This is a genomic window from Paenibacillus sp. FSL P2-0322 (genome assembly GCF_037975315.1).
Taxonomy (GTDB): domain Bacteria; phylum Bacillota; class Bacilli; order Paenibacillales; family Paenibacillaceae; genus Paenibacillus; species Paenibacillus polymyxa_B.
In genome coordinates this window covers 1,815,942-1,836,988 of the sequence record NZ_CP150243.1, presented here as the reverse complement: position 1 = coordinate 1,836,988, position 21,047 = coordinate 1,815,942, and the positions used below count along the sequence as shown (strand labels likewise).

The window sequence follows — 21,047 nt, the reverse complement described above, 5'->3', positions numbered from 1 at the left end:
ACCTTCCCGTATACTTTAACCATATCACTAAGTTAGTAGTCTGATTGAAGACTCTCCTATTAATCCTGCCTCTTAATTCTTAGGTGCATGCAAATTATCTTCTTTATCAGATAAATTAATATGAAAAAAGCTTTCCCCCATTTTATCATTAAAGGAGCAAGCTTATAGATATTTATCAATTGCTGTGAATTATATTGATTTAGGATTTTTATAGCACCAGTTTGGATCATAGGGCAGAGATCTGAACTTCTGAATATCTTCCCAACTGTAAACCCAATCATAATCAGGAATCCAAAAATAGTCAGTAGGATTTAGCTTGAGATATTCATATATAAATCGAAAAATTAGCTCTTCAACACCATAAACATCTTCAATACATCCTACTTGATACAAGGACAAGCTTGAATCTAATCCACTAATATCTTCATCATGCTCATAATTAATTTCGTAATTATCAATTCCGTCAATATAGAATATAAACTGCTGGTTATTTTCAGCACCCAGTGGGTTATAAGATATATTTAGAGTTGTTGAAAAAAACTGTTCGTTCTTATATTTTTTATCATTGTCAAAATATAATCCAGCATCTGCATGAAAGGCAGCTACGATTGCATCTCCCAGTAATTTCTCAGGTGTATATTTTTCTCGTTCTATTAAAATAAAAGCCGAACTTCCCATCACTTAACCACCTTTCTTAATTCCTCTAAGGAATTTACAACAGTTACTCCTAGCTTCTTGATATTATCTAATTTTTCTATATTACTTTGAGATAGATTGCCCAAAGGCTTATCGATATAAAGTATAACTTTCTTCTGTTCTGGATTAAAATAAAGCTTATCAGTCGTAATTGTCATTTTCTCAAGTTGTCCTTCTTTAACTGCTTTGATTGAAGCCTTAACCTCAATTAATTCATTTTTTGTAACTACATCTAAATCACCTGCAAATTGACCATCTTTCTTTAAAATTTTTTGTCCAAAACCAGTGACTTCCCGTTCTTCTTTTAAAAAGCCAGCTACTTTTGCTTCAGTTGCCTTTCCTACATCTGAGCTATTCATAAAGTTCTCAATATCCCGGTTAATATTTTTGGGATGTTGATCAACCCATGTCAATTCATTGCCAGCAGGGTTTGTATATTTCGTCTTATTTCCTTCCTTAATTATACTCCCTATATTATTATTGTGAGTTCCCTCGATTACATGTGGAGCCTTTTCTGCCTTAGCTCCCGAAGATGGAGTAGATTTAGATGAACCTCCACCTTCTCCCTTCATCATCTGCCACAATTCCGCTGAGCTTTTTCCTATTCCGCTTGCGCCTTTAACTGCGGTTGTACCTCCATGTGCCGCTAAAGCTGCTGAGCCAATCAATCCAGGTATTCCGATAATACTACCAACTCCCGTGGATGAAACAGCAACTGATAATCCTTCTCCACCTGTTCCAACGATTACCTCACCAGCTCCCTGCAATGTCGTAGCTACGTGACCGAGAATTTCACCTACTTTAGCAGCCATAGGATGATCATAGTCACGGTCTTTGTCAGGCAGCATCCCCAAGGTTAAATCTTCCTGAATAGCACCTTTCGCTCCCTGAGCAGTATCCCACAAAATTTCCCCTTGAAGCTTACTAGCTTCCATCTGAGCTTCGGCTTTTGTGATCTCAGCTTTACCGATCTGTTCAAAGATTTTATGTAACCAACCTTCACCGCTTGATGCCGTTTTAACAGGCACACCATTCCCTGGCACATCCAGTACGACTTTTTCTCCATCTACCTGTGTGAAGTTTTTTGAAATAAAAATGAGTTCTTGTGCAACCGTAGAAAGTCGTTCAAGCGTCACGCCCATGGATTGTCTAGAGACCTGAAAATCTTGGAAAAACCTCTCTCGGGTAGCACCAGACCAACCTTGTTGGACAAAATCAATTCTTCCATTCAGTAAATTCAATATACGTTCCATTTCGTGTTTACCATGCAAGAACTGGTCAGCCACTTCCATAAGCTTGTCAGGTGGAACCAATATTCTCCCCAATTGATCACGTCCATTTTAATTTAGATGGAAATAATCTTATCAGAAGGAGATGTTTAGGGATATCCACCTGTTATCCTGAGATTTCCTTTTATATTATGTGACAAATGGACTGATATAAACGGATTTACTATGTCAAAAGTATTGTATAAAGCCTCTTTTTAATATAAACGAAAATATCATTGTTAAATTTTTTTGAAATATTGTGGAGGCACAAAATCGGCAAGCCAAACACCATTGTTAGCGATATAGAACTTCACATTATTATCCAGCGCTTTTACTGTATCGACTTCAAGAATGACTAATTCACCACGTCTCTTACCTGCCAATGTTGCAAATTCAAGTGTCTCAGATAGATGAACATACTTTCTCCCCATTGGTTTAATTCCCTCGGTAATAATTTTATCAACTACTTTGCTATTTGTTCCGTGATAAAGAGCAGTTGGCGGAATGGATTCTTTGTAATCTAATCTTCCTGCACTGTGCCCGTAGTTCGCTCGTATGTATCCATTTACCATGTGGTATCGCTTCTTTGGACAATTAGTTACGACTTGATCAATCCCTGCTTCTCCTATATCCAACCATCTATTCTCTGATTTAATTGCTGAAATTAAGTCATGCACGTGGCAATAACCTTCATGGTCCAACTTAATTCCAAACTGTTCTGGTGTATGCCTAAGAATTTTACTCATAAATTTACTAAGGCTCTCTTCTTGTTTTGGTGATAACATCTATACTCCTTCTAATGTAATATTTGCTTTATCTAAAGTAACCAATCTGATGATTCATAGCGTCTTGTGAAGTAAAGCACCAATCCCCCGATAAGGAAAAATGTAGCTCCAATTAAAAAACCTCTTAGACTATATCTGCTATAAGCCTCCAATAAATACTGCAACTCCCAGCCCACAAGGGAAATACCCGAAAATACCTCTTATCAAAGCCATGATAAAAAACTTACGATTCATAAATTTTTCTCCTCGCTAATCGTACTTCATTATATAAAAACGAACAAATTTATTTCATCCATATCCATATATCCTCTTTGTCTCCATTCCACAGCAATCCAAAGTCTCCAACAATAACTTCCATTATAAGCCTAAATTAAAAAGACAACAGGTGATACCTGCTGCCTTTACTCACCATTATTTAGCTTCCATCAACATTTTTAAAATGCCGGTAAATGAGCCGTTAATCGACTTAATATCTCCATTAACCTGTTGGTTAAATTGAGACTCCGTAAGTTTATCTTTTCCTGCTGTGTGGTTCTTAATGAATTTTATAAGCTCTGCTTTCTGATTTGCAATATCTTTTAATGCTTGTTCGCTTTCTTTTTTGTAATTTTTAATACTTTTACTTAGTTCCACCTTCGCCACGCTGAGCTGCTTCTTTAATTTATCGCATTCAGCCTTGGCTTGAGCTATTACCGCTTTACTTGATTTATTTTTCACTTCGTTTTTATAGCGCGCTGATGCTTGACTTAATTTCTGAGTTAGCTCACGAACTTCTGCCCCCAGAACAGCATTTAGATGTTTCTGTGCAATTCTAATTTCTTTGACATGGCCTTTGTAATCCTCAAAGTATATTTTTTCGATTTCACTTGTTGACATAGCTTTTGTAGCTTTTGCTGCTAATACTTGTGATGGAATTAAGATAGCAAACATTAATAGTAGTAGAATAGCTTTCTTCATATGTATCTCCTTCTTTGGTAGTAGTGCAATTATCATAAGGGAAATGAAGGGAATAGGCAATATGTCTTGTTATTTAAATACTACTTTCCACATTATATAATCTTCCAATGATCAAATAAGCATTTGACAGATAAAAGTCCAAGCTAAGTCACTTCTAGAAGCTTATTTATGTAGAGCAAAACAAACGATATGAAAAAGGCTAGACGGATAATTCCATCTAACCTCTTGATCATAGTTAATTTTCTAGGTCTATTGTGATCTTAAACTTGAGATTATTTTATTCCAACATTCCTCCATGTTGTCCAGTTGGATCGTAATTACTAATGCTACTGACATAAAACTGGATACTAGGAGGGTGGAATCAACTTACTCTTCATCTTCATCTTCATTAACCACTTTAATTAGATTTCCGTAGACTGCCCTCGTGTGAGCAGATGCATGTTCTTTAAAATGTGTAAACAACCTCATACATCTGATTGCTTGTATTCTATTATTAGCTTCAGCAGACTTTTCCAAACAGCTGAACAAAAATGTGAAGCCGTCTGAAAATCTCCCCTTACGCAAAAGATAGATCGCCAATTCCCTTGAAAAATGAGTAAAACGTTCTGAACTAATTTGTTGAGTATATACGCCTACCTGATTTTGTTCATTCAAAAAAGACTGAATTTCTGCTTCAAACAATTCAAGGATGTGATCTACATTTATATTATATCGATTAGCCACCTCAATTATATTATCTATTGCGGGGAGTATTTCATCTTTCTTTGAAGAAAAATAAGCAACATAATCAGGGATTACACTTAAGTCGCCTGACATAAGCCTATTCACATAAATATTAGCGCTTGCCCATTCTTTAAATTGATTTTTCCATTCTAGGGTCGTTTCATCTTTCTCTTCTACCCAGCTTAAATCGGCATATCTCTGGATATGTTGGAGTGCTGTCTCATAATCTTTATTAGCATCACAAACTTCAGCACGTATTAAATGCGAAAATGCCCAGTAGACAAATGAAGGGTATAGCGGCTTCTTTGTATGTTCACTATTTTCAGAATGCTGTTGATCAATTTTGTATTGTATTTTCGCTTTATTTCCCAGCGATTTAGCAAAATAATCCAATTTAACCCATTTTCGTAGAGAACGATATGTATTCACCAACGCTCTTAGTGCATCAAGCTGATCTATTTCATCTAATCTTTCAACGTAAGGCTCGAACTGAACCGCTGCATCATAGTTTTTCTCTTGATCGTCTCCAACACGAATCGTAAACAATCGATAATGACAAACCGCCAATCGCTCTGAATGTTGCTGCCTTTCACTCTCGGCCACATTTTCATAAAGAAACGCCGCTGCTTCATTGTGACCATCTCTGTAAATATTCTCGGCTACTTCAAAGAGTAACGGAGGATAGATTGGATTATCCAGCAACAAAAATACAACTCGTTGCAAGCAATCGAGTCGATCAAGCTCCACACATCGGTACAAAAAAGGGCTAATTCTTCGCCAGTTGAGCGTTTCTTCTATGATACACTCTTCAATGTAACGTTCATAAAAATAGTCTGGTGGTAATTCCATCCCGGCAGTAATGCGATCCAATTGGTTAACGGATAAAATACGATTTCCAGTAACAATACTGCTAACCGTACCTACATTCAAATCAATGATGTGTCCAAACTCGGTCATGGTTAAGCTTTTCCGTATCAGATAGGTTTGAACTTCTGCTCTAATCGTAGGTGTGATCTCCATAGATAAACCACCCTTCATCATAAACTTTTCATATGATGCATAGATAAAAAACTATGTAATTGAGAAACGAGTTATAAAATTAATTTATTTGATCACTCATGATTATACCGTTTTTTAGAATAAAATCATATATATTTCAGATATTTACTCAAGATACCTTTTTGGATAGTTTACAATGATTTCATGATAAAGTGGAATATCAGAGGACAAATCAAGCAATACAAATTTATCAGATTGAGTAGATGTGTTCAAATTCCATTATAATTTATCTGTAGATTGGTCTTAAAATTGATATGTAAAGCTGACCAACTACCGTCTACAATTTGCGTATGGTATCAAGTCGAAAAATAGGCTGAGTCAGGGAGTGAAAGTGCTATGCCCATATTTGTGGAAATTGAATGGTAATTTGATTTTAACCACCTCCGGGGTATTTAGAAGCAGAAATCAGCGTCCATTAAATAACTATACGGTGTAGATAGATGTGCTGGAGGAAATTGTAGAAATTAAAGAGATGTTTTGGGTGTAAATCCCCCCCCTCATTTTATCTAAATAATAATATATGGATATTAAAAACAAAGAAACCTAGACATATTATCTAGGCTGCAACAGTGTACGAGTGTACACATATGAATTTAGAGTCTGTTCATTTCAGTCAGTTATGAGATTTTAATAAAATGAACCAGTACATATCAGTAAATTGAAAACAGCTATGAAAGCTTTATTTATCCAGATATTTTTATGCAGCAATTGCAGTACTGTGGACATCCGTGGAGCCATAAAATATTTAGGGTTTATTCATGTATAGTAAAATAATATTAAAATAAGTCATATAAAAAGAGCTAGACGGATAATCCCACCTAACTACTTGATAATAGTTGATTTTCTATGCTCTACTGTAATCATGAACTTGCGACACTTTATTCTCACATTCCTCCATGTTGCCCTGTAGGCTCATAAGTAGACCCTTTGTCTTGGTGCTGAAGAAGGGGAACCGCTACTACTACTAGTATAAAACTGGTAACTAAAAAAGATAGAATTACTTTACGTTTCATCATTATCCACCTCATTAATTAAATTTCTATATGCTGTCTTCGTCTCAGATGCTGCACATTCCTGATAGAACTCATATAGCTTTACACACTTAATTATATACGACTTATTATTGATTAATGTAGATTTTCCCAAACAATTTAACAAAAAAGTAAATCCATCCACAAAATTATTTTTGTTAAAGTAGTAAACCGCTAATTCATGTGTGAAATGAACATAACGTTCTATAACTAATTGTTGGTTGTACGTACCTACACACTCAGGTTTATCCAGCAAAACTAAAATTTCTGTTTGAAATTGATTTAGTATATTATCAACATTTAAATGATATCGATTAGCAGCTTCAAGTATGTTATCTAATCCGGAAAGTAACTCTTCTTTCCTTGAAGAAAAAAATGTTACATAATCAGCCAAAACACCAATTTCACCAGCATGAAGTTTATTTACATAAGTATTGGCTTTAGACCATTCTTCATATTGCCTTTTCCACTTCAAAGTAGTTTCATCTGAATCTTTCACCCAACTTAAGTCACCATATTTGTACGTATGTTGAAGTGCCTTCTCATAATCTTTATGAGCCTCACAAACTTCTGCACGAAGTAAATGAGAAAATGCCCAATAAGCAAACAGAGGAAAACTTGGTTTCTTTGAATTTTCTTTTTTCACATGATGCCGCTGTTGTTCCAATTTGTATTGAATTTTAGCTTTGTCTCCCAAAGCTTTAGCGAACAATTCTACTTTGTCCCATTTACGTAACGAACGGTATGTATTCGCCAAATCTTTTAACGCTTCTAACTGATCTATCTCATCTAGTCGTTCAACATATATTTCAAATTGAACTGCCGCTTCATAGTTTTTCTCTTGATTGTCTCCTTGCCTCGTATGGAACAAGCGGTACTGACACATAGCCAGACGTTCTGAGTATTGTTTTTTCTCACTTACAGCTACATTTTCATAAAGTATGGCTGCCGCTTGGTACATCTTTTCATGAAATAATTCTTCAGCAAGCTCAAATAAGGATTCTGAATAGCCTAACTTATCCATCAATAAATTAACAACTTCATGAATACAGTCCAGCTTATTCAATTTTGCACAATTATGTATGAAAGGACTCATTCGACGCCAATTCGGATTAGCCTCTGTTAAATACTCAGACACATACCGTTCGTAGTAATAGCCAACGGGATGCCCCATTGCTTTTGTAATTCGGTCTAGCTGATCCACTGAAAGAGTGCGGTTCCCATTAATAATACTGCTCATGGTTCCCGGATTCATTTCTGCCTCTCTGGCAAGATCACTAAGGATTAAATCTTTATCTTTCATATGTTTTGTTATCTCTGTGAGTATCGTGGTTGTGTTGTACAAAAGTAACCACCCCTTATCAGGAACTTGTTAGGATATCAACTCATTAAAAAGAGGACTATTGCAATCCAATGATTGTATAGCCTTTCCGCAATTTATTGTACCATCTTTTGGCACAATATCATATACCTTTCAGAACCTTACTTAAGATACCTTTGAAGGGTTTGCAAAGAAATTAAGCTCTATAAATCCTGAGACATACGAATCATATCTCTACACTGTATGCCATTCTCATAAATTTCTTCTAGATAGTTATGTCTGACAAAGAAATCTAGATCTACACCAACAATTCTGAACCCACATTTTTGGTAGAGAGCTAACTGCCCAATGCTAGAGTTTCCTGTGCCCATTTCCATCGTTTTATAACCTTGTGCCCTAGCTGTTTCAATTGCATGTGTTACTAATTGTCTGCCTATTCCTTTACCATGCATACCTTCTGATACTGCTATATTCACTAACTCAACTGTTTCAGGTCTTGTAGGTAAAAGAACATAGACTCCAACAATATGATGGTCAATCTCTGCTACAAAACACTGCCCTCTTTTTAAGTATTCCTCAACAAGTTGGTGCGAAGGATCAGCTAGTAACAAGAGCTCTAATGGATATTTTTCATTTGAATCAAGTAGTCTAATATTCATATATTCTCTCCTGAATGTATTATGGCCCCCCGGATTTCCCCCTTGTGCAAGCTTTATTCCAGAAATCCGGGGAAGCCCTAAATCAGTTTGATCTCAATTCATACAAACCATTGTGAAGCGAAAGACTGGCAGAGCATGGAGCTTCGAACAAGACTCTGGTGTTAAATACGACCGGAAGCCTATCATCAGGAAACCAAGGCCGTTGCTTGTCTATGACTATAAATGATCCTTCTACATCCCCTAGCGGCGCGAATTTCTGTCCAGCCCCTCCCCATGAATCAAGTTGGAACGTTTCGGCGATTATCCTAGATACTTCGGAGACATCATCGACAGGAAGACCGATCTCGCTTATACGAAGTAGAGAGTGGGGCCCGAAAGCTTCAGTGACTGCGTTGTTGAGTGTATGGTGAGCGATGAACTCGACAAGGTTATGATCCGGATCATAGAAGTAAAGCGCTGTTGCATTCCAGTTTTCGAAAAAAAACTCATCTTCTTGGGGTCTTGAAATCAATGAAATCCCACGGTCGATTATCCACTGTTTTGCTTCTATGAATTTATTCGTTGGAATCGTAACCGCAATATGATAAAATTCATTTTCCATGTGGGAGGATTCCTGAAAAGCAAGAACCGATTCCCCTACTTGAAAAGACAACCGCGAAGGGTTTTCCTCCACAACCTGCAAATCCAAGAGAGAGCCGTAAAAAGCTTTTATCGCTTCGAAACTGTGGGTGCCTAAAAGCACTTCTTTTAATTTCAATGCATTAGTCCTCCCCATAAATAATATTGAAACCCATTTTCCGTCGTATCCAGATCAGCATTTTATCTCAGACTGTATGAGGCCATTTCATTGGTTATTGATTATCCTTTAAATCGCTTAGAAGTTTGGCATTCACATCTAACGCTGCAAATTGAAGTAATACATCCTGTTCATCCAGAGCTTTACTTTTCGCCATTTCGAGATAAAGCTTGGGCTGATCCCGAAATGCCCGTGCGCCCCCAATCGAGTATGCCTTCTTGAGATATTTATGAGCTAATCCAGGCTTGCTCTGATGAAGAAGTGTTTCCGCCATCTGGATATAAGGTTCAGCATGTATAAGGTACCCTGCACCTTCCAAATCTAAAATCTCCTCATTTAAAAGCTCTACTGATCGCTGAGTATGTCCGTTATAATTGAGAATTTGAACGTATTGATGTAAGGTTACACCTGTAATGCCCCATGTATGCTTAGGTTCGGGTATTAGATCCCAGGCCTTCTGTGCTTTTTCCTCAGCTAAGTTGCTATCTAATGGGAGTATATGAGCTGCTTCCTCACCAAGAGCCCAAATTTCCTCTTCCAATTGAGCCTCCAGATCGTGATACATTCGAATATTCATCTATTCCTCCCAATTAGATAATGTAGAGTACTCTTCTAATGTCTCTCCATATTTTAACGCACGTTGACTTCCGTTGCATTCGAATTGAACAATTTTATTTTTATAATCATAGATAAGAACGCTAGCAGTGCAAACATCATTCCGCTCCAGATGAGCTGGTGTATTCCCAAGTGAGAGATAAACCAGCCGCCTATAGCAGCTCCCATCGTAATACCTAGATTAGAAAATGAGACAAACAGGCTGTTTCCAAACTCTGGAGCTTCTTTCGCTTCAGTGGTTAACCATGTTTGACTAATAATTAGCCCCCCGGAATGCACGGCCCCCCAAATGAGCACAACCACAATCATCGGTAGGAAAGAAGCCCCCAGAGCATAAGTGAATACGTAAATGACCATATATAGCAATGGGAACATGATGACGGTCTTAGTCAGATTTTTATGTAATAATCCTCCAAATAAAAAGTTTCCAAAAATCATGACGATTCCAAAGACCATCAACATCATACTGATCCATGACCCGTTCATAAGAGTTACTTCTCCAAGATATTCAGCAAAGTAGCTATACACCGAAAACATAGCTGCAAAGATAAAAATAACAGTCACAATGTTGAACCACAATTGAGGTTTACGTAATATACCAAGCTGTTTGCCATAAGACATCTTTTCCTGAACTGGCAGGGAAGGAAGCCATACGAGTATTCCTACAAATGCAATCATGCTTACGACAGCACCAAATAAGAAAGCAGCTTCTAACGATATCTTATCAGCAAGATAGGAAGTCAAAGGCACGCCAAAAGCAAATCCTACTGTAATTCCAGCGAAAACCTTGGTGACTGCTTTACTACTCTTTTCAGGGGGGACAAGATGAGATGCAGTCACGAGAGCGACCGAAAAAAAGACAGGATGAAAAATAGCAGGAAGAACACGAAAAATGAGCATGACCTCAAAATGAGTGGTATAGGCATAGACAATATTGGAAATGACAAAACTGAATACAGCGGTTAATAGAATGACTTTACGATTCATGCCGGAAACGAGTAAGGTCAAGAACGGACCTGAAATCGCTACAACTAAAGAAAAAATACTGACGAGCCAACCAGCCTGGGCAGCTGATACATTGAATTTTTGAGTTACTTGAGGAAGAACGCCTATAATCCCCATTTCCGTTGTAATAATACCGAATACGCCTAAAGCCAGAATGATAATAAGTAACGGGTTAACCTTTTTCATTTTAAGTATAAGCCTCCAATTTAATTATATATATAGATTTGTAGATATGTTATGTGAAAAAAAACCTCCTTTCAGTTTATAGTTCCTTTTGAACGTACTCTGCAAATTCCCGGATTGTTTTTTCATTCCGACGATAGTACGTCCACTTCCCAATACGCTCAGACTCTAACAAACCGGATTTTTGCATCGTTAATAAATAACTTGAAATCACAGACTGCGCAAGTCCCGCTTTAGCCTGTATATCTCCCACACATACACCAATTTGAAAATTAAGCCCTTGCTTTAGATAAGCCTGTTCATCAAAAAACTCTTCTGGTTTTTTTAACCACAGCATAATTAGACGACGAGTTTCGTTTGACAATGCTTTATAAATCAGTGACGGTTCCATATAAAACATTATATCTATTTTATTAGATTTGTAAATATAAAGTCCAATGATTACGTAGAAAAATAAATAATAAAGGCTGCTTCCCCACGGAAAATCCGCTGGGAAACAGCCTGTTTGTGTACATATTCAATTACACTGACTTACTCTTATTGGAGCGATACATCAAGTATAGGAAATACGGTGCACCGATCAGTGCGATCAGCAATCCGGAAGGAATTTCGGTCGGCGCAAGCACTGTCCGGCCAATCGTATCAGCCAGCACCAGCATCACCGCTCCCAAGATGCTCGACAGAACAATGGAGCGGCGTACATGGTGCCCAATCAACGTACGCACGATATGCGGGGCAATCAGCCCGATGAAGCCAACTGTACCAACACAGGCCACCGCTCCGCCCGCCAGCAGCACACCCACTGCCATGGCCAGCAGCCGGGTGCGGCGCACCGGAAGTCCCAGTCCCATGGCGCTGCTATCGTCAAACACCAAAAGATCGAAGCGGCGAGCTAGCCACCAGGCTATTGGCAACAACACGAGCAGAAAAGCCAGAATCGTCGCCACCTGCCCCCAGTTTCGAGCGTAGGTACTACCCGTCAGCCAAATATAGCCTGTGCTGCCCCAAAGCGAGCCTTGGATAATCAGTATCTGAATGCCGGCTGCTCCGATCGCTGATACAGCAATCCCAAGTAGGATGACCACAGACGGGTTTAGGTGCTTGTTCCATGATAAAAAGAAGATCACCGCCGCCGACACCGTCGCTCCGGCAATCGCCGCGATGGGCAGCATATAAACAGGTAGCCCAGGCCAAACGATAATCACTGCAAGCGCACCAAAGCCAGCCCCTGAAGAAACACCAATGATCGAGGCATCCGCTAAGGGATTACGAACGGCTAATTGGATCAAGACACCGCTGACCGCAAGCGCGATACCAGCCCCGGCTGCCACCAGCGTGCGCGGAATTCTAAACTGCAGCAAGGCCGAATTTGCGTTCTCACCGCCGAACAGGCCGGACAATAGATCGCCGACAGGAATTCGCATTCCTCCAAACATCAGGCTGAATACGGTCAACAGCAGGGCACCGCACCCAAGCAACATGACCAGCCTGCCATACGGTAATTTCCGAGAGCGCACACCTATGTTCATTGAAGATTGTCCACTAATACCAGAAGGCAGCTTCATTTTCCACAGAATCAGCCAAATTAACCAAGGAGCACCGATCAAGGCCATCATTGCTCCGGTCGGCAGATCCATGCTTGATTGGTGGACCATTTTCGCCAGCACGTCAGCACCCGTCAACAGCAATGCCCCCCACAGGAAGGAACCGGGCAGCACCCAACGATGCATTTTTAGACCGCTTAAGCGCACCAAATGCGGAGCTACCAAACCCACAAAACCAATGGGTCCAATGACGCTAACTGTAATGGTTGACAGCAGGACAGCCAATACAATTCCCACCGCCCGGGTCAAGCTAACCTTTTGCCCGAGTGACGTGGATGTGGACTCATCCAGATCCAGAACATCAAACTGCCTTGACAAAAGAACGGCAATGACCGAGAGTCCTACGACCCAGGGCCAGGCGTAAGTCGTCCCGCTCCAGTCGTTTTGCACAAGCGAGCCAGAACCCCAGAGAAACAGTCCCTGCGTTTCAAATGAATAAAAGATATGCAAAGCTCCGGTAAACGAACCGAGAACCATGGATACAATCAAGCCGGCAAGCGCCAACCGAATCGGACTTCCAGCTCGTCCCCCGCCCATGAAGTAAGCCAGTACCGCTGCAAGCAGGCCGCCGACAGCGGCAAATAGAAACGGCGCCTGATGCAGCAATCCGGGAAACATCACCGCGCCAAGGACGACCACAAAGTAGGCACCGGCGTTAATTCCTAGTGTATCAGAAGCCGCCAGCGGATTTTTGGTGATGGCCTGGAGCAGAGCACCGGCGATGGCCAGCGCACCACCAGCCAGGATTCCGATGACCGTACGCGGCATTCGGAGATCCCACACCATGTTATGATCGAGCGTATTCTGACGCTGGGTCAACGCCTCAATTACTGTATGCAGCGGGATTGAAGCCTCTCCATAACACAAGCTTACAAAAAAAAGCACGATGAGGACGATCAATCCGCCCCCAAAAATGCTTCCTACACGCCAAGTCTTCGATAAACCCGTTGTGCCTGTTCGGGTCATTTCGTCAGAGCTCCGACTACTTGATCAACCAGCACTTTGGATGAGATTGGGCCGCCGAACGTCCATGTTGTACCGTCCAGTGGGTAGGTCCGTTTTTCTTTGACAAAGTTCAGTCCGTTCCATACCGAGTTGTTCTTCATCGCGGCTCCAAATACATCGTCCGTCTTTTGCGTAATATAGATAAAATTGCTGTCCTGCACAGCTGGAAGAGCTTCAATGCCAACGGTGCTAAACCCATATTTCTCAGTCTTGTCCGACTTCCAGTCGTTCACCATGCCGATTTTCGCAAGCGTTCCCACTACAACCGAATTTTCTTTGAACATTCGTAGACTGGCAGCATTTTGAGCTGTAAAGGCTTGTGTCAGCGCATAGTGAAAGTCTGCTTTGCCTGCCTTCTCCAATGTAGCCTTTGCATCTACATAGTGCTGGTCAAGTTCGCTTAGGACCTTATCAGCCTGTTCCGTTTTTCCGGTAGCCACAGCGACTTGCTTGAAAATTTCGACCATACGGTCGTAATCATAGCCGTTCCCCTTGTAAGGATCGAATTCTATCGTCGGTGCAATCCCCTTAAGCTGTGCATAGATCGCTGCATTGTTATCGGCGTTAGAGATAATAAGATCTGGCTTGAGCGCCGCAATCGCTTCTAGATTCGGTTCGCCCCGTGTGCCGATATCAGTTACGGTATCAGCCAGCTTTGCCTCCGGTGTTACCCACAGCTTGTAGTTTTCATTGTCCGCATTGCCGACAGGCTGTACGCCAAGTGCAATGAGGTCCTCGGTAAACGTCCATTCGAGTACAACGACACGTTCCGCTGGCTTGTCCAGCTTGACTTCCCCGTGGTCGTCCTTAACCGTAACTGGACCAGCCGTAGTAGATGTCTGCTCAGACCCAGCAGTACCTTCCGTCTTCGAGCTATCCCCAGCTGCACCGCAGCCCGCCAATACAATAGTAAATACTACAAATAACAATAGGCTATTCAACATCTTTTTCATTTCTCTCAATCACCCCTGTATGTATATTGCATTGGAAAATGATAATCATTATCAGTAAAAGAGTATAGGGCTTAGTGACTTTTGTCAATACGGATAGATCTAAAATTGAATCGCAAACGGGTTCCGTATATGATAGCTTTATCATTGTTTAAGGGAGGCTACATTTACGTGGCAGTATTAATCAACGAGCAAATTAAAGCTGACGAAGTGGTACTCACTGGACTCGCAGGGGAGAAGCTCGGCGTTGTCTCGAAGTCAGAAGCCTTGGCTATGGCCCGATCCAAAGGGGTGGACCTGGTCTGCACCTCACTGATGAGCAGTCCACCGCCCTGTAGCTTGGTCGCAAAGGGCAAAGGAAAAGCGATTGCGCAAAAAGAAGCCGCAGCAAGCAAAACGAATGTCGGCCGAACCGCAAAAAACAGCGGCAAAGAAAAGGTCAAGGAGCTTCGCTTCACTGCTCATATTGAGGAGCATGATTACGACACGAAGCTGCGTCAGGCAGACAAACATCTGCGTTCCGGCAAACCGGTGCAGTTGGTCGTTAAAGCTTCTGGAGCAAAAGAAGCACCTGTTGCTAAAGCGGTACTAGAGCGGCTACTGGTCGATCTGAAGGAAGCCGGAGTGAAGGAAACTGGAATCCAGACGGGCGGCAAGGGCTCACAAGTGAAATTAAACCCTCGCTGAATGGCAAATCCGTAAATTGGACAAGTCACTTAGACCGTAGGAAATAGAGGGAGATCACTAATGGACATGAATGGACCTGTCAATATTTCTCGAAGTGAGAGACTTCAGACTTGCCACGAAATAGCTGCGAGGTTACATGAAGTATACAGAGACAAAATTCTGGCTATAGGGATCTATGGATCTGTTGCCAAAGGTACTGACGGCCCTTTCTCGGACATTGAAATGTTTTGTGTACTGAGTGGAACCAAACGGCCCCGTAGAATTTAGCCATGAATGGTCGGCGGGGCCCTGGAAAGCTGAGGTGAACGTCTGTAGTTCAGACATTCTTCTTAAAATTGCCTCTACTGTTGAGGGCGATTGGCCATTGACACATGGACCCTTCTTTTCCCCACTTCGTCTGTATGATCCTAAAAACTTTTTTTCTATATTAAAGGAAGCGGCCGAATCCCCAACAAAGGAAGATTTCAGGCATGCCATCAACGAAGTGCTTGTAGGTGAAATGTACGAGTTTATAGGAAAGCTTAGAAATGTCCGTGTAAATGGCCCTCATACCTACTTGCCGTACTTGGTAATGCAGTTTGCCCAATATGGGGCTATGTTAGTTGGGTTGCACAATCAGAAGCTTTTCTCAACGGGTTCAATGGTTCTACCGGAGGCCATGGAACTGCCGAGTCGTCCAGAAGGATTTGATGATGTAGTTAAGTTGGTGATGTCCGGAGATTTAGCTGAACCAGCGAAGATCATTTCAGCCTGTGAAGATTTTTGGAGTGGTCTTGTGAGTTGGGCAGTCGAACATGACTACCTTATTCGACCACAACGAATCCCCTTTTGATCGCAAATAAAATTTACTTTAATTGCGATTACTATAATATATCATGTTTTTGATATGCCCCATCCCCCTTTCGTTAAGGGGGATTTTACTTTTCTTCTGGATGGATGATACTGCTTCGTTATATTTTCCCACTGTAACATATTTAAAATTTAAACTACTTGATTTCACCCCCTACCTCCTTTATTCTCTGTATATGTAAACCTGGCTTTGCTTATCTATATCTGGTGCTCACATACTGACCTCATTCGTGTACACATGCAAAAATGTACAATTCCGGTGTACTCCATTAAAATTTTACACATAGGGCTTTATATAGATTTTATTTTTGTTAATATCCAACAACAGGGCCTTAGGCACTATGATAGATTACGTTTTAATGATATATTGATAGGTACTATAAAAGACTAATTACCCATGGCTTGGGCTGGAGGATGTATGAAAAAGGAATCAAATCAAGACGAAACCAGTTATTTATTTAATGTAGATGTATTAGTTAAAGGCCGTTCGAACGTAGAGGCCCTTCAGTTCCTGCTTAATCTCTTGAGCCAAAACGAACACATTGCGGATAGCCGGATTCAATCCGGTATTGAACTTGGGAATTTAATCGAAGCTGCACTGTATCTAAAAAAACAGTCAGCCAGTAATAACCCGTCTGACGCAGCTGCTACGCTTGCGGAAAAGTTCTCCAAAAAGAAGTCAGCCGCAGTTACGAACAAGCCGCCAGTCGTTCAAGAGATCAAACAATCCCACGTACAGCCAAAGCCTGCAACACAACAAGAACTTAGTACGTATGAATGGATCAAACGCTATATACAAGATAATACGCTTGTACGGTTAATCGTGAACCGCTATGGCGGACAGCGTAGCATCCCTTGCCGCATCCTCAATCTGGATCATGATAATAGCCTGCTGAGTGTGTATCATGTAGATGAGAAGCAAGTGTACTCCTTTAAAATGAATGAGATCGATGAAATCACATCGTAAATGTAAATACTTCATAAAAAAACGAAGCAAAAAAAAGAGAACGGGCAAGAAAAACGTTATGTTTTTCCTGCCCGTTCTCTTTTTTTTGCATTATCCGAAAAGAACTCTAATCCTCTTTCTTCAGGCCCATGGCAGCCCATACCAACAATATCCATCCTGCAATAAAACACACGCCTCCTAAGGGGGTGATAGCCCCCAGCACACGGATTCCGGTCAAACTTAGCACATACAAGCTGCCGGAAAACAAAATGATACCCGTTAATAACAGACGCGCTGCCCATCTCAAACGGTTGGAAGAACCCCACTGTCCAGCAGCCAACGCAATGATCAGCAAACCGACAGCGTGAATCATATGATATTTCACACCTGTTTCATACACGGCCAAAGCATCCGCGTCGATCCGGGCTTTCACAATATGTGCCCCGAACGCTCCAATGGCTACCGCCAACATCATCATTATAGATCCCACAAATATCCATTTTCGTTGCATGTTTGTGTACTCCTTTTCATCTCATCCTTTTAGCCGAATGTTCTTCTTATTTTATCGAAACCGTATGAAGTTTACCAGCCAGCGTGTGTGAACAGACCGCATACAGAATTGGATGATTAGACCCTGTCTTTTGAAGGGTAATGTGTAGGGTGGCTTGCTTTTTTGTTTATTTTGTGGAAAATTAGTACCTGTTCGGACTATGTTCAAGGAGTTGAAAAAATGAGTTACCAAGATCCTAATTTGCAAAAGCCTGCTGCGCCTGAGGAGCACCCTGTTTTTTCAGAAACTCCTGTGTTCCAGCCTCCGGTCAAGCTCAAACATTCCGGTCCCGGAATTGCTTCTTTTATTATGTCGCTTGTCAGCCTGATCGGATATATTATTCTGGCTATTATGGTTATTAATCTGCTGGCTCATTTCGGCCAATACCAAACGATGAACCCGGAAGTCGCTCTGCAGCAAACCGGAACGGTACTGCTTCCTTTTATTTTTTTAGGCAGCCTGTTGCTGAATTGTAGCGGACTTGTGGTCGGTATCATTGGAATTGCGTTAAAAAACCGTAAGAAAACCTTTGCTATTACAGGCTTAATCATTAATGCACTTATTATTGTGGGCTTTATTGCACTTCTTGCCATCGGTCTTTCCGTTCCGAATAGCACAGCGGATATCTATCCTTCCTCCGTGCAATCTTTATAATTTTTCTGCATCACACAGAGAGGATTCAATGTATGAACAAAATTAAAATTTTTGCCGACAGTACCAGTGATATTCCTGCTCACTGGCGTCAACAGTACGAGATTAGTATTGTGCCATTGTATACAGTATTTGGTGATGAAGCATTGCAGGATGGTGTGAACATTCACCCAGAACAATTATTTCAACGTGTAAGCCGCGAGGGACATTTACCGCGTACCGCCGCACCTTCTCCGTCGGATTTTATTCAAGCCTTTGCGCCCTACATAGAACAAGGGGACGACATTTTATATATCAGTCTGTCTTCCGAGCTATCATCGACGTACCAGAATGCGCTACTCGCTGCCTCCGAATTTCCGGAAGGTCGCATTACGGTTTTTGATTCCTTGAATTTGTCGTGCGGCTTTGGCCTGCTTGTGATGAAAGCTGCTCGTGCGGCAACCAACGGCAATACGATAGAGCAGATTGTAGACATGTTGACAAAAACCAGGCCGTTAATAGACACGGAATTTGTCATTGATACACTTGAATACCTGTATAAAGGCGGAAGATGCTCAGGCATGCAAAACCTGATTGGCAGTCTGCTCAAAATTCGTCCGGTGATCAAAGTGATTGACGGAAAAATGACGCCTGCCTACAAAGTCCGCGGCAAACGTGAAAAAGCACTGGATCAGATGCTGCAAAACGCTCTGAATCAACGAGATCAGATGGATAACGATATCATTATTGTCGTGCACGCTTTGGCCGAGGAAGATGCGCTGATGTTGCAAGCTCGCTTGAAAGAAGAAACGAACGCACAAGAGGTACTGCTAACTACAGCAGGCTGTGTCATTTCCAGTCATTGTGGTCCACAGACTATCGGTATTATGTATGCCAAAAAAGCATAGTTTATCCAATATCAAACCCGTTGCCGCATAGGTAGCGGGTTTTTTGGTGTTTTTCCAGCAATTTAGCAATGAATAACTTTCCTCTTTTTGATAGTATTATTCGTCGAGTAACGATATATGAATCTACAATCTATCATAAAAAAGAAGGTTATTTGGTATGAGTTCCAAACGATCACGTTGGTTAACCAGGCTCACCCTTTCAGCAACTGCAGCCATCACAATATTCACAACATTCACTTCATACTTAGCTGCTCCAGCAGCAGCATCATCCGGCGCTACGTTCCAAGATATTGCACACAGCTATGCCTATCAGTCTATTATTTCCCTGCACGCTAAAGGAATTTTGAACGGTACACAACCTGGTTACTTCTCTCCTAAAAAGGCTGTTACCAGAGCCGAATGGGTTACCGCACTGGACCGTACACTCGGTCTGGAGCCTGTACAAGCAGCCGTTTCCTCCTACCGAGATGTTGCCCAAAAGACGTGGTACTATGGATGGATTGAAGCGGCTTCTCAACTCAATATCGTTCAGGGGGGAACGTCTGCCACATTCCAACCTAATAGTCCTATAACCCGTCAAGAAGCGGCCTTGATGATCGCACGTCTCATCCGTTCTTCGGGCGGATCAGGAAATGCTACTTCCTCCTTCACAGATACTGGGGAAATTGCAGATTGGGCTCTTGATGCGGTAACCACCGTAAATCGTTACGGCTTTATGAAAGGTGAAAGTAACTATTTTCGTCCAGCATCCTCTCTAACCCGCGAAGAAACAGCGGCATTGCTGGAGCGTCTGCTAACGTATTCAACAAAGCATGCTAACCAAACTGCTTCCACGGCTTCTTCCATCCGACTAGGCTGGCAATATGATCAAACCGTTCAGCAGTTTGAAAATACGGTGCTCCAATCCAACATCAACACCCTGTCACCACGTTGGTTTTTTCTAAATGAAACAGGTAGTATAAGCGACTATACCAATGCGTCGCTGCTTACCTGGGCCAAACAGCATCATAAAAATATCTGGGCTATGGTAGGCAACCGTTCCAATCTGGTGCTGACGCACCAAATTCTATCCAGTGAGGTTCTACGGAATAAAACTATAACTCAGCTTGCCAATGCCGTATCTGTATACGGTTTGAACGGACTTGTCATTGATTTTGAAAATGTAGATGGTCAGGATCGTGCCAATTTAACATTGTTCGTCCAACAATTAAAAGCTAAGTTGAAGAGTCAGAATACGGTACTGGCGATTTGTGTATCTCCTGATTATGGAACGGACTGGACTGCCGCCTTTGATTATAAACAGCTTGGCACTGCGGCAGACTATCTGATCCTGATGGGATATGACGAGCATTGGGGAGGTAGCTCGATCCCCGGCTCTGTGTCCTCATTGCCATGGCTCCGTGAAAGCGTACGGCGTTTTGTACAAACCACCTATCCGGAGAAAGCGATCTTGGCGTTGCCATTATTTACACGGAACTGGACGCTTAACGCTAGCGGACATTCAATCGCTTCCTCTGATATATCACTAGATCAGCAAAACCAGCTAGTATCCCGTTCCGTCTCCAAACCAATCTGGAATGAGGATATTCAGCAGTATACCGTGTCTTACAAAGACACACAGCTTCATAAGCTGTGGCTTGAGGAAGGACGATCCTTCACTCGTAAGTATCGCTTGGGGCAGGATGCTGGGTTTGCTGGCTTCGCCTACTGGTATCCGGGCGGAGCCAGCTCTGATCTATGGTCCAGTGTAAAAAACGCAGACCGATTTATACAGCGTGGTTTATAAAATACAAAGCCTTCAACCTCACGTGAAAAGTGAA

Annotated in this window: 19 protein-coding genes and 1 pseudogene; 6 read left to right on the top strand and 14 right to left on the bottom strand. The window is 41.5% G+C overall.

Annotation, left to right across the window (positions count from 1 at the left end; all coding sequences use genetic code 11):
* Nucleotides 1–189: 189 nt before the first annotated feature.
* From MKY24_RS08110 to MKY24_RS08050, 13 genes are all read right to left on the bottom strand, one after another.
* Nucleotides 190–678 carry a hypothetical protein gene (locus tag MKY24_RS08110; protein ID WP_071640119.1) on the bottom strand — a complete coding sequence of 163 codons (489 nt, stop codon included), beginning with the start codon at nucleotides 676–678 and terminating at the stop codon, nucleotides 190–192.
* Nucleotides 678–2,021, bottom strand: coding sequence for a WXG100 family type VII secretion target (locus tag MKY24_RS08105; RefSeq protein WP_339201750.1), 1,344 nt, complete (start codon nucleotides 2,019–2,021; stop codon nucleotides 678–680). Before MKY24_RS08105 ends, MKY24_RS08110 begins: the two co-directional genes overlap by 1 nt.
* A 182-nt stretch (nucleotides 2,022–2,203) precedes the next feature.
* Nucleotides 2,204–2,749: an RNA 2'-phosphotransferase gene (locus MKY24_RS08100; protein WP_339201749.1), complete on the bottom strand. Its 546-nt coding sequence runs from the start codon at nucleotides 2,747–2,749 to the stop codon at nucleotides 2,204–2,206.
* Nucleotides 2,750–3,160: 411 nt separating this feature from the next.
* Nucleotides 3,161–3,706: a hypothetical protein gene (locus MKY24_RS08095; RefSeq protein ID WP_339201748.1), complete on the bottom strand. Its 546-nt coding sequence runs from the start codon at nucleotides 3,704–3,706 to the stop codon at nucleotides 3,161–3,163.
* A 366-nt stretch (nucleotides 3,707–4,072) separates the two neighbouring features.
* Nucleotides 4,073–5,449, bottom strand: coding sequence for a helix-turn-helix transcriptional regulator (locus tag MKY24_RS08090; RefSeq protein ID WP_339201746.1), 1,377 nt, complete (start codon nucleotides 5,447–5,449; stop codon nucleotides 4,073–4,075).
* A 1,041-nt stretch (nucleotides 5,450–6,490) separates the two neighbouring features.
* On the bottom strand, nucleotides 6,491–7,864 hold the full coding sequence (locus tag MKY24_RS08085; protein ID WP_339201745.1) for a helix-turn-helix transcriptional regulator: 1,374 nt from the start codon (nucleotides 7,862–7,864) through the stop codon (nucleotides 6,491–6,493).
* 179 nt (nucleotides 7,865–8,043) lie between these two features.
* A complete protein-coding gene (locus MKY24_RS08080; protein WP_053325065.1) occupies nucleotides 8,044–8,499 on the bottom strand; it encodes a GNAT family N-acetyltransferase in 456 nt (151 codons plus the stop codon).
* 82 nt (nucleotides 8,500–8,581) lie between these two features.
* A complete protein-coding gene (locus MKY24_RS08075) occupies nucleotides 8,582–9,256 on the bottom strand; it encodes a VOC family protein (protein WP_339201744.1) in 675 nt (224 codons plus the stop codon).
* A 94-nt stretch (nucleotides 9,257–9,350) separates the two neighbouring features.
* Nucleotides 9,351–9,872, bottom strand: coding sequence for a hypothetical protein (locus MKY24_RS08070; protein ID WP_339201743.1), 522 nt, complete (start codon nucleotides 9,870–9,872; stop codon nucleotides 9,351–9,353).
* A 53-nt stretch (nucleotides 9,873–9,925) separates the two neighbouring features.
* Nucleotides 9,926–11,101, bottom strand: coding sequence for an MFS transporter (locus tag MKY24_RS08065; protein ID WP_023987859.1), 1,176 nt, complete (start codon nucleotides 11,099–11,101; stop codon nucleotides 9,926–9,928).
* Between the two features lie 76 nt (nucleotides 11,102–11,177).
* Nucleotides 11,178–11,489: a helix-turn-helix transcriptional regulator gene (locus tag MKY24_RS08060; RefSeq protein WP_023987858.1), complete on the bottom strand. Its 312-nt coding sequence runs from the start codon at nucleotides 11,487–11,489 to the stop codon at nucleotides 11,178–11,180.
* Between the two features lie 130 nt (nucleotides 11,490–11,619).
* Entirely contained in the window at nucleotides 11,620–13,668 is a 2,049-nt protein-coding gene (locus tag MKY24_RS08055) for an iron ABC transporter permease (protein ID WP_339201742.1), read from the bottom strand.
* Complete coding sequence (locus tag MKY24_RS08050; protein ID WP_023987856.1) at nucleotides 13,665–14,660, bottom strand: iron-siderophore ABC transporter substrate-binding protein; 996 nt, start codon at nucleotides 14,658–14,660, stop codon at nucleotides 13,665–13,667. The genes MKY24_RS08055 and MKY24_RS08050 overlap by 4 nt, the downstream gene beginning before the upstream one ends.
* A 168-nt stretch (nucleotides 14,661–14,828) precedes the next feature.
* On the opposite strand from MKY24_RS08050, the gene infC reads away from it, so the two are divergent.
* The 3 genes and pseudogenes from infC (at nucleotide 14,829) to MKY24_RS08035 (ending at nucleotide 17,160) form a co-directional block, all read left to right on the top strand.
* On the top strand, nucleotides 14,829–15,344 hold the full coding sequence (gene infC, locus MKY24_RS08045) for a translation initiation factor IF-3 (protein WP_053325060.1): 516 nt from the start codon (nucleotides 14,829–14,831) through the stop codon (nucleotides 15,342–15,344).
* A 60-nt stretch (nucleotides 15,345–15,404) separates the two neighbouring features.
* Nucleotides 15,405–16,176: pseudogene (locus MKY24_RS08040) on the top strand (ANT(4')-I family aminoglycoside nucleotidyltransferase).
* Between the two features lie 435 nt (nucleotides 16,177–16,611).
* Nucleotides 16,612–17,160: a hypothetical protein gene (locus MKY24_RS08035; RefSeq protein ID WP_023987852.1), complete on the top strand. Its 549-nt coding sequence runs from the start codon at nucleotides 16,612–16,614 to the stop codon at nucleotides 17,158–17,160.
* 106 nt (nucleotides 17,161–17,266) lie between these two features.
* Here the strand turns inward: MKY24_RS08035 and MKY24_RS08030 are convergent, their stop codons facing one another.
* Nucleotides 17,267–17,650 carry a DUF423 domain-containing protein gene (locus tag MKY24_RS08030; RefSeq protein WP_339201740.1) on the bottom strand — a complete coding sequence of 128 codons (384 nt, stop codon included), beginning with the start codon at nucleotides 17,648–17,650 and terminating at the stop codon, nucleotides 17,267–17,269.
* A gap of 219 nt (nucleotides 17,651–17,869) precedes the next feature.
* Here MKY24_RS08030 and MKY24_RS08025 point away from each other — a divergent pair, with 219 nt between their 5' ends.
* The 3 genes from MKY24_RS08025 (at nucleotide 17,870) to MKY24_RS08015 (ending at nucleotide 21,013) form a co-directional block, all read left to right on the top strand.
* Nucleotides 17,870–18,343 carry a hypothetical protein gene (locus tag MKY24_RS08025; RefSeq protein WP_053325059.1) on the top strand — a complete coding sequence of 158 codons (474 nt, stop codon included), beginning with the start codon at nucleotides 17,870–17,872 and terminating at the stop codon, nucleotides 18,341–18,343.
* A 32-nt stretch (nucleotides 18,344–18,375) separates the two neighbouring features.
* Entirely contained in the window at nucleotides 18,376–19,227 is an 852-nt protein-coding gene (locus MKY24_RS08020; RefSeq protein ID WP_068940141.1) for a DegV family protein, read from the top strand.
* Nucleotides 19,228–19,384: 157 nt separating this feature from the next.
* On the top strand, nucleotides 19,385–21,013 hold the full coding sequence (locus MKY24_RS08015) for an S-layer homology domain-containing protein (RefSeq protein WP_339201739.1): 1,629 nt from the start codon (nucleotides 19,385–19,387) through the stop codon (nucleotides 21,011–21,013).
* Nucleotides 21,014–21,047 lie beyond the last annotated feature (34 nt).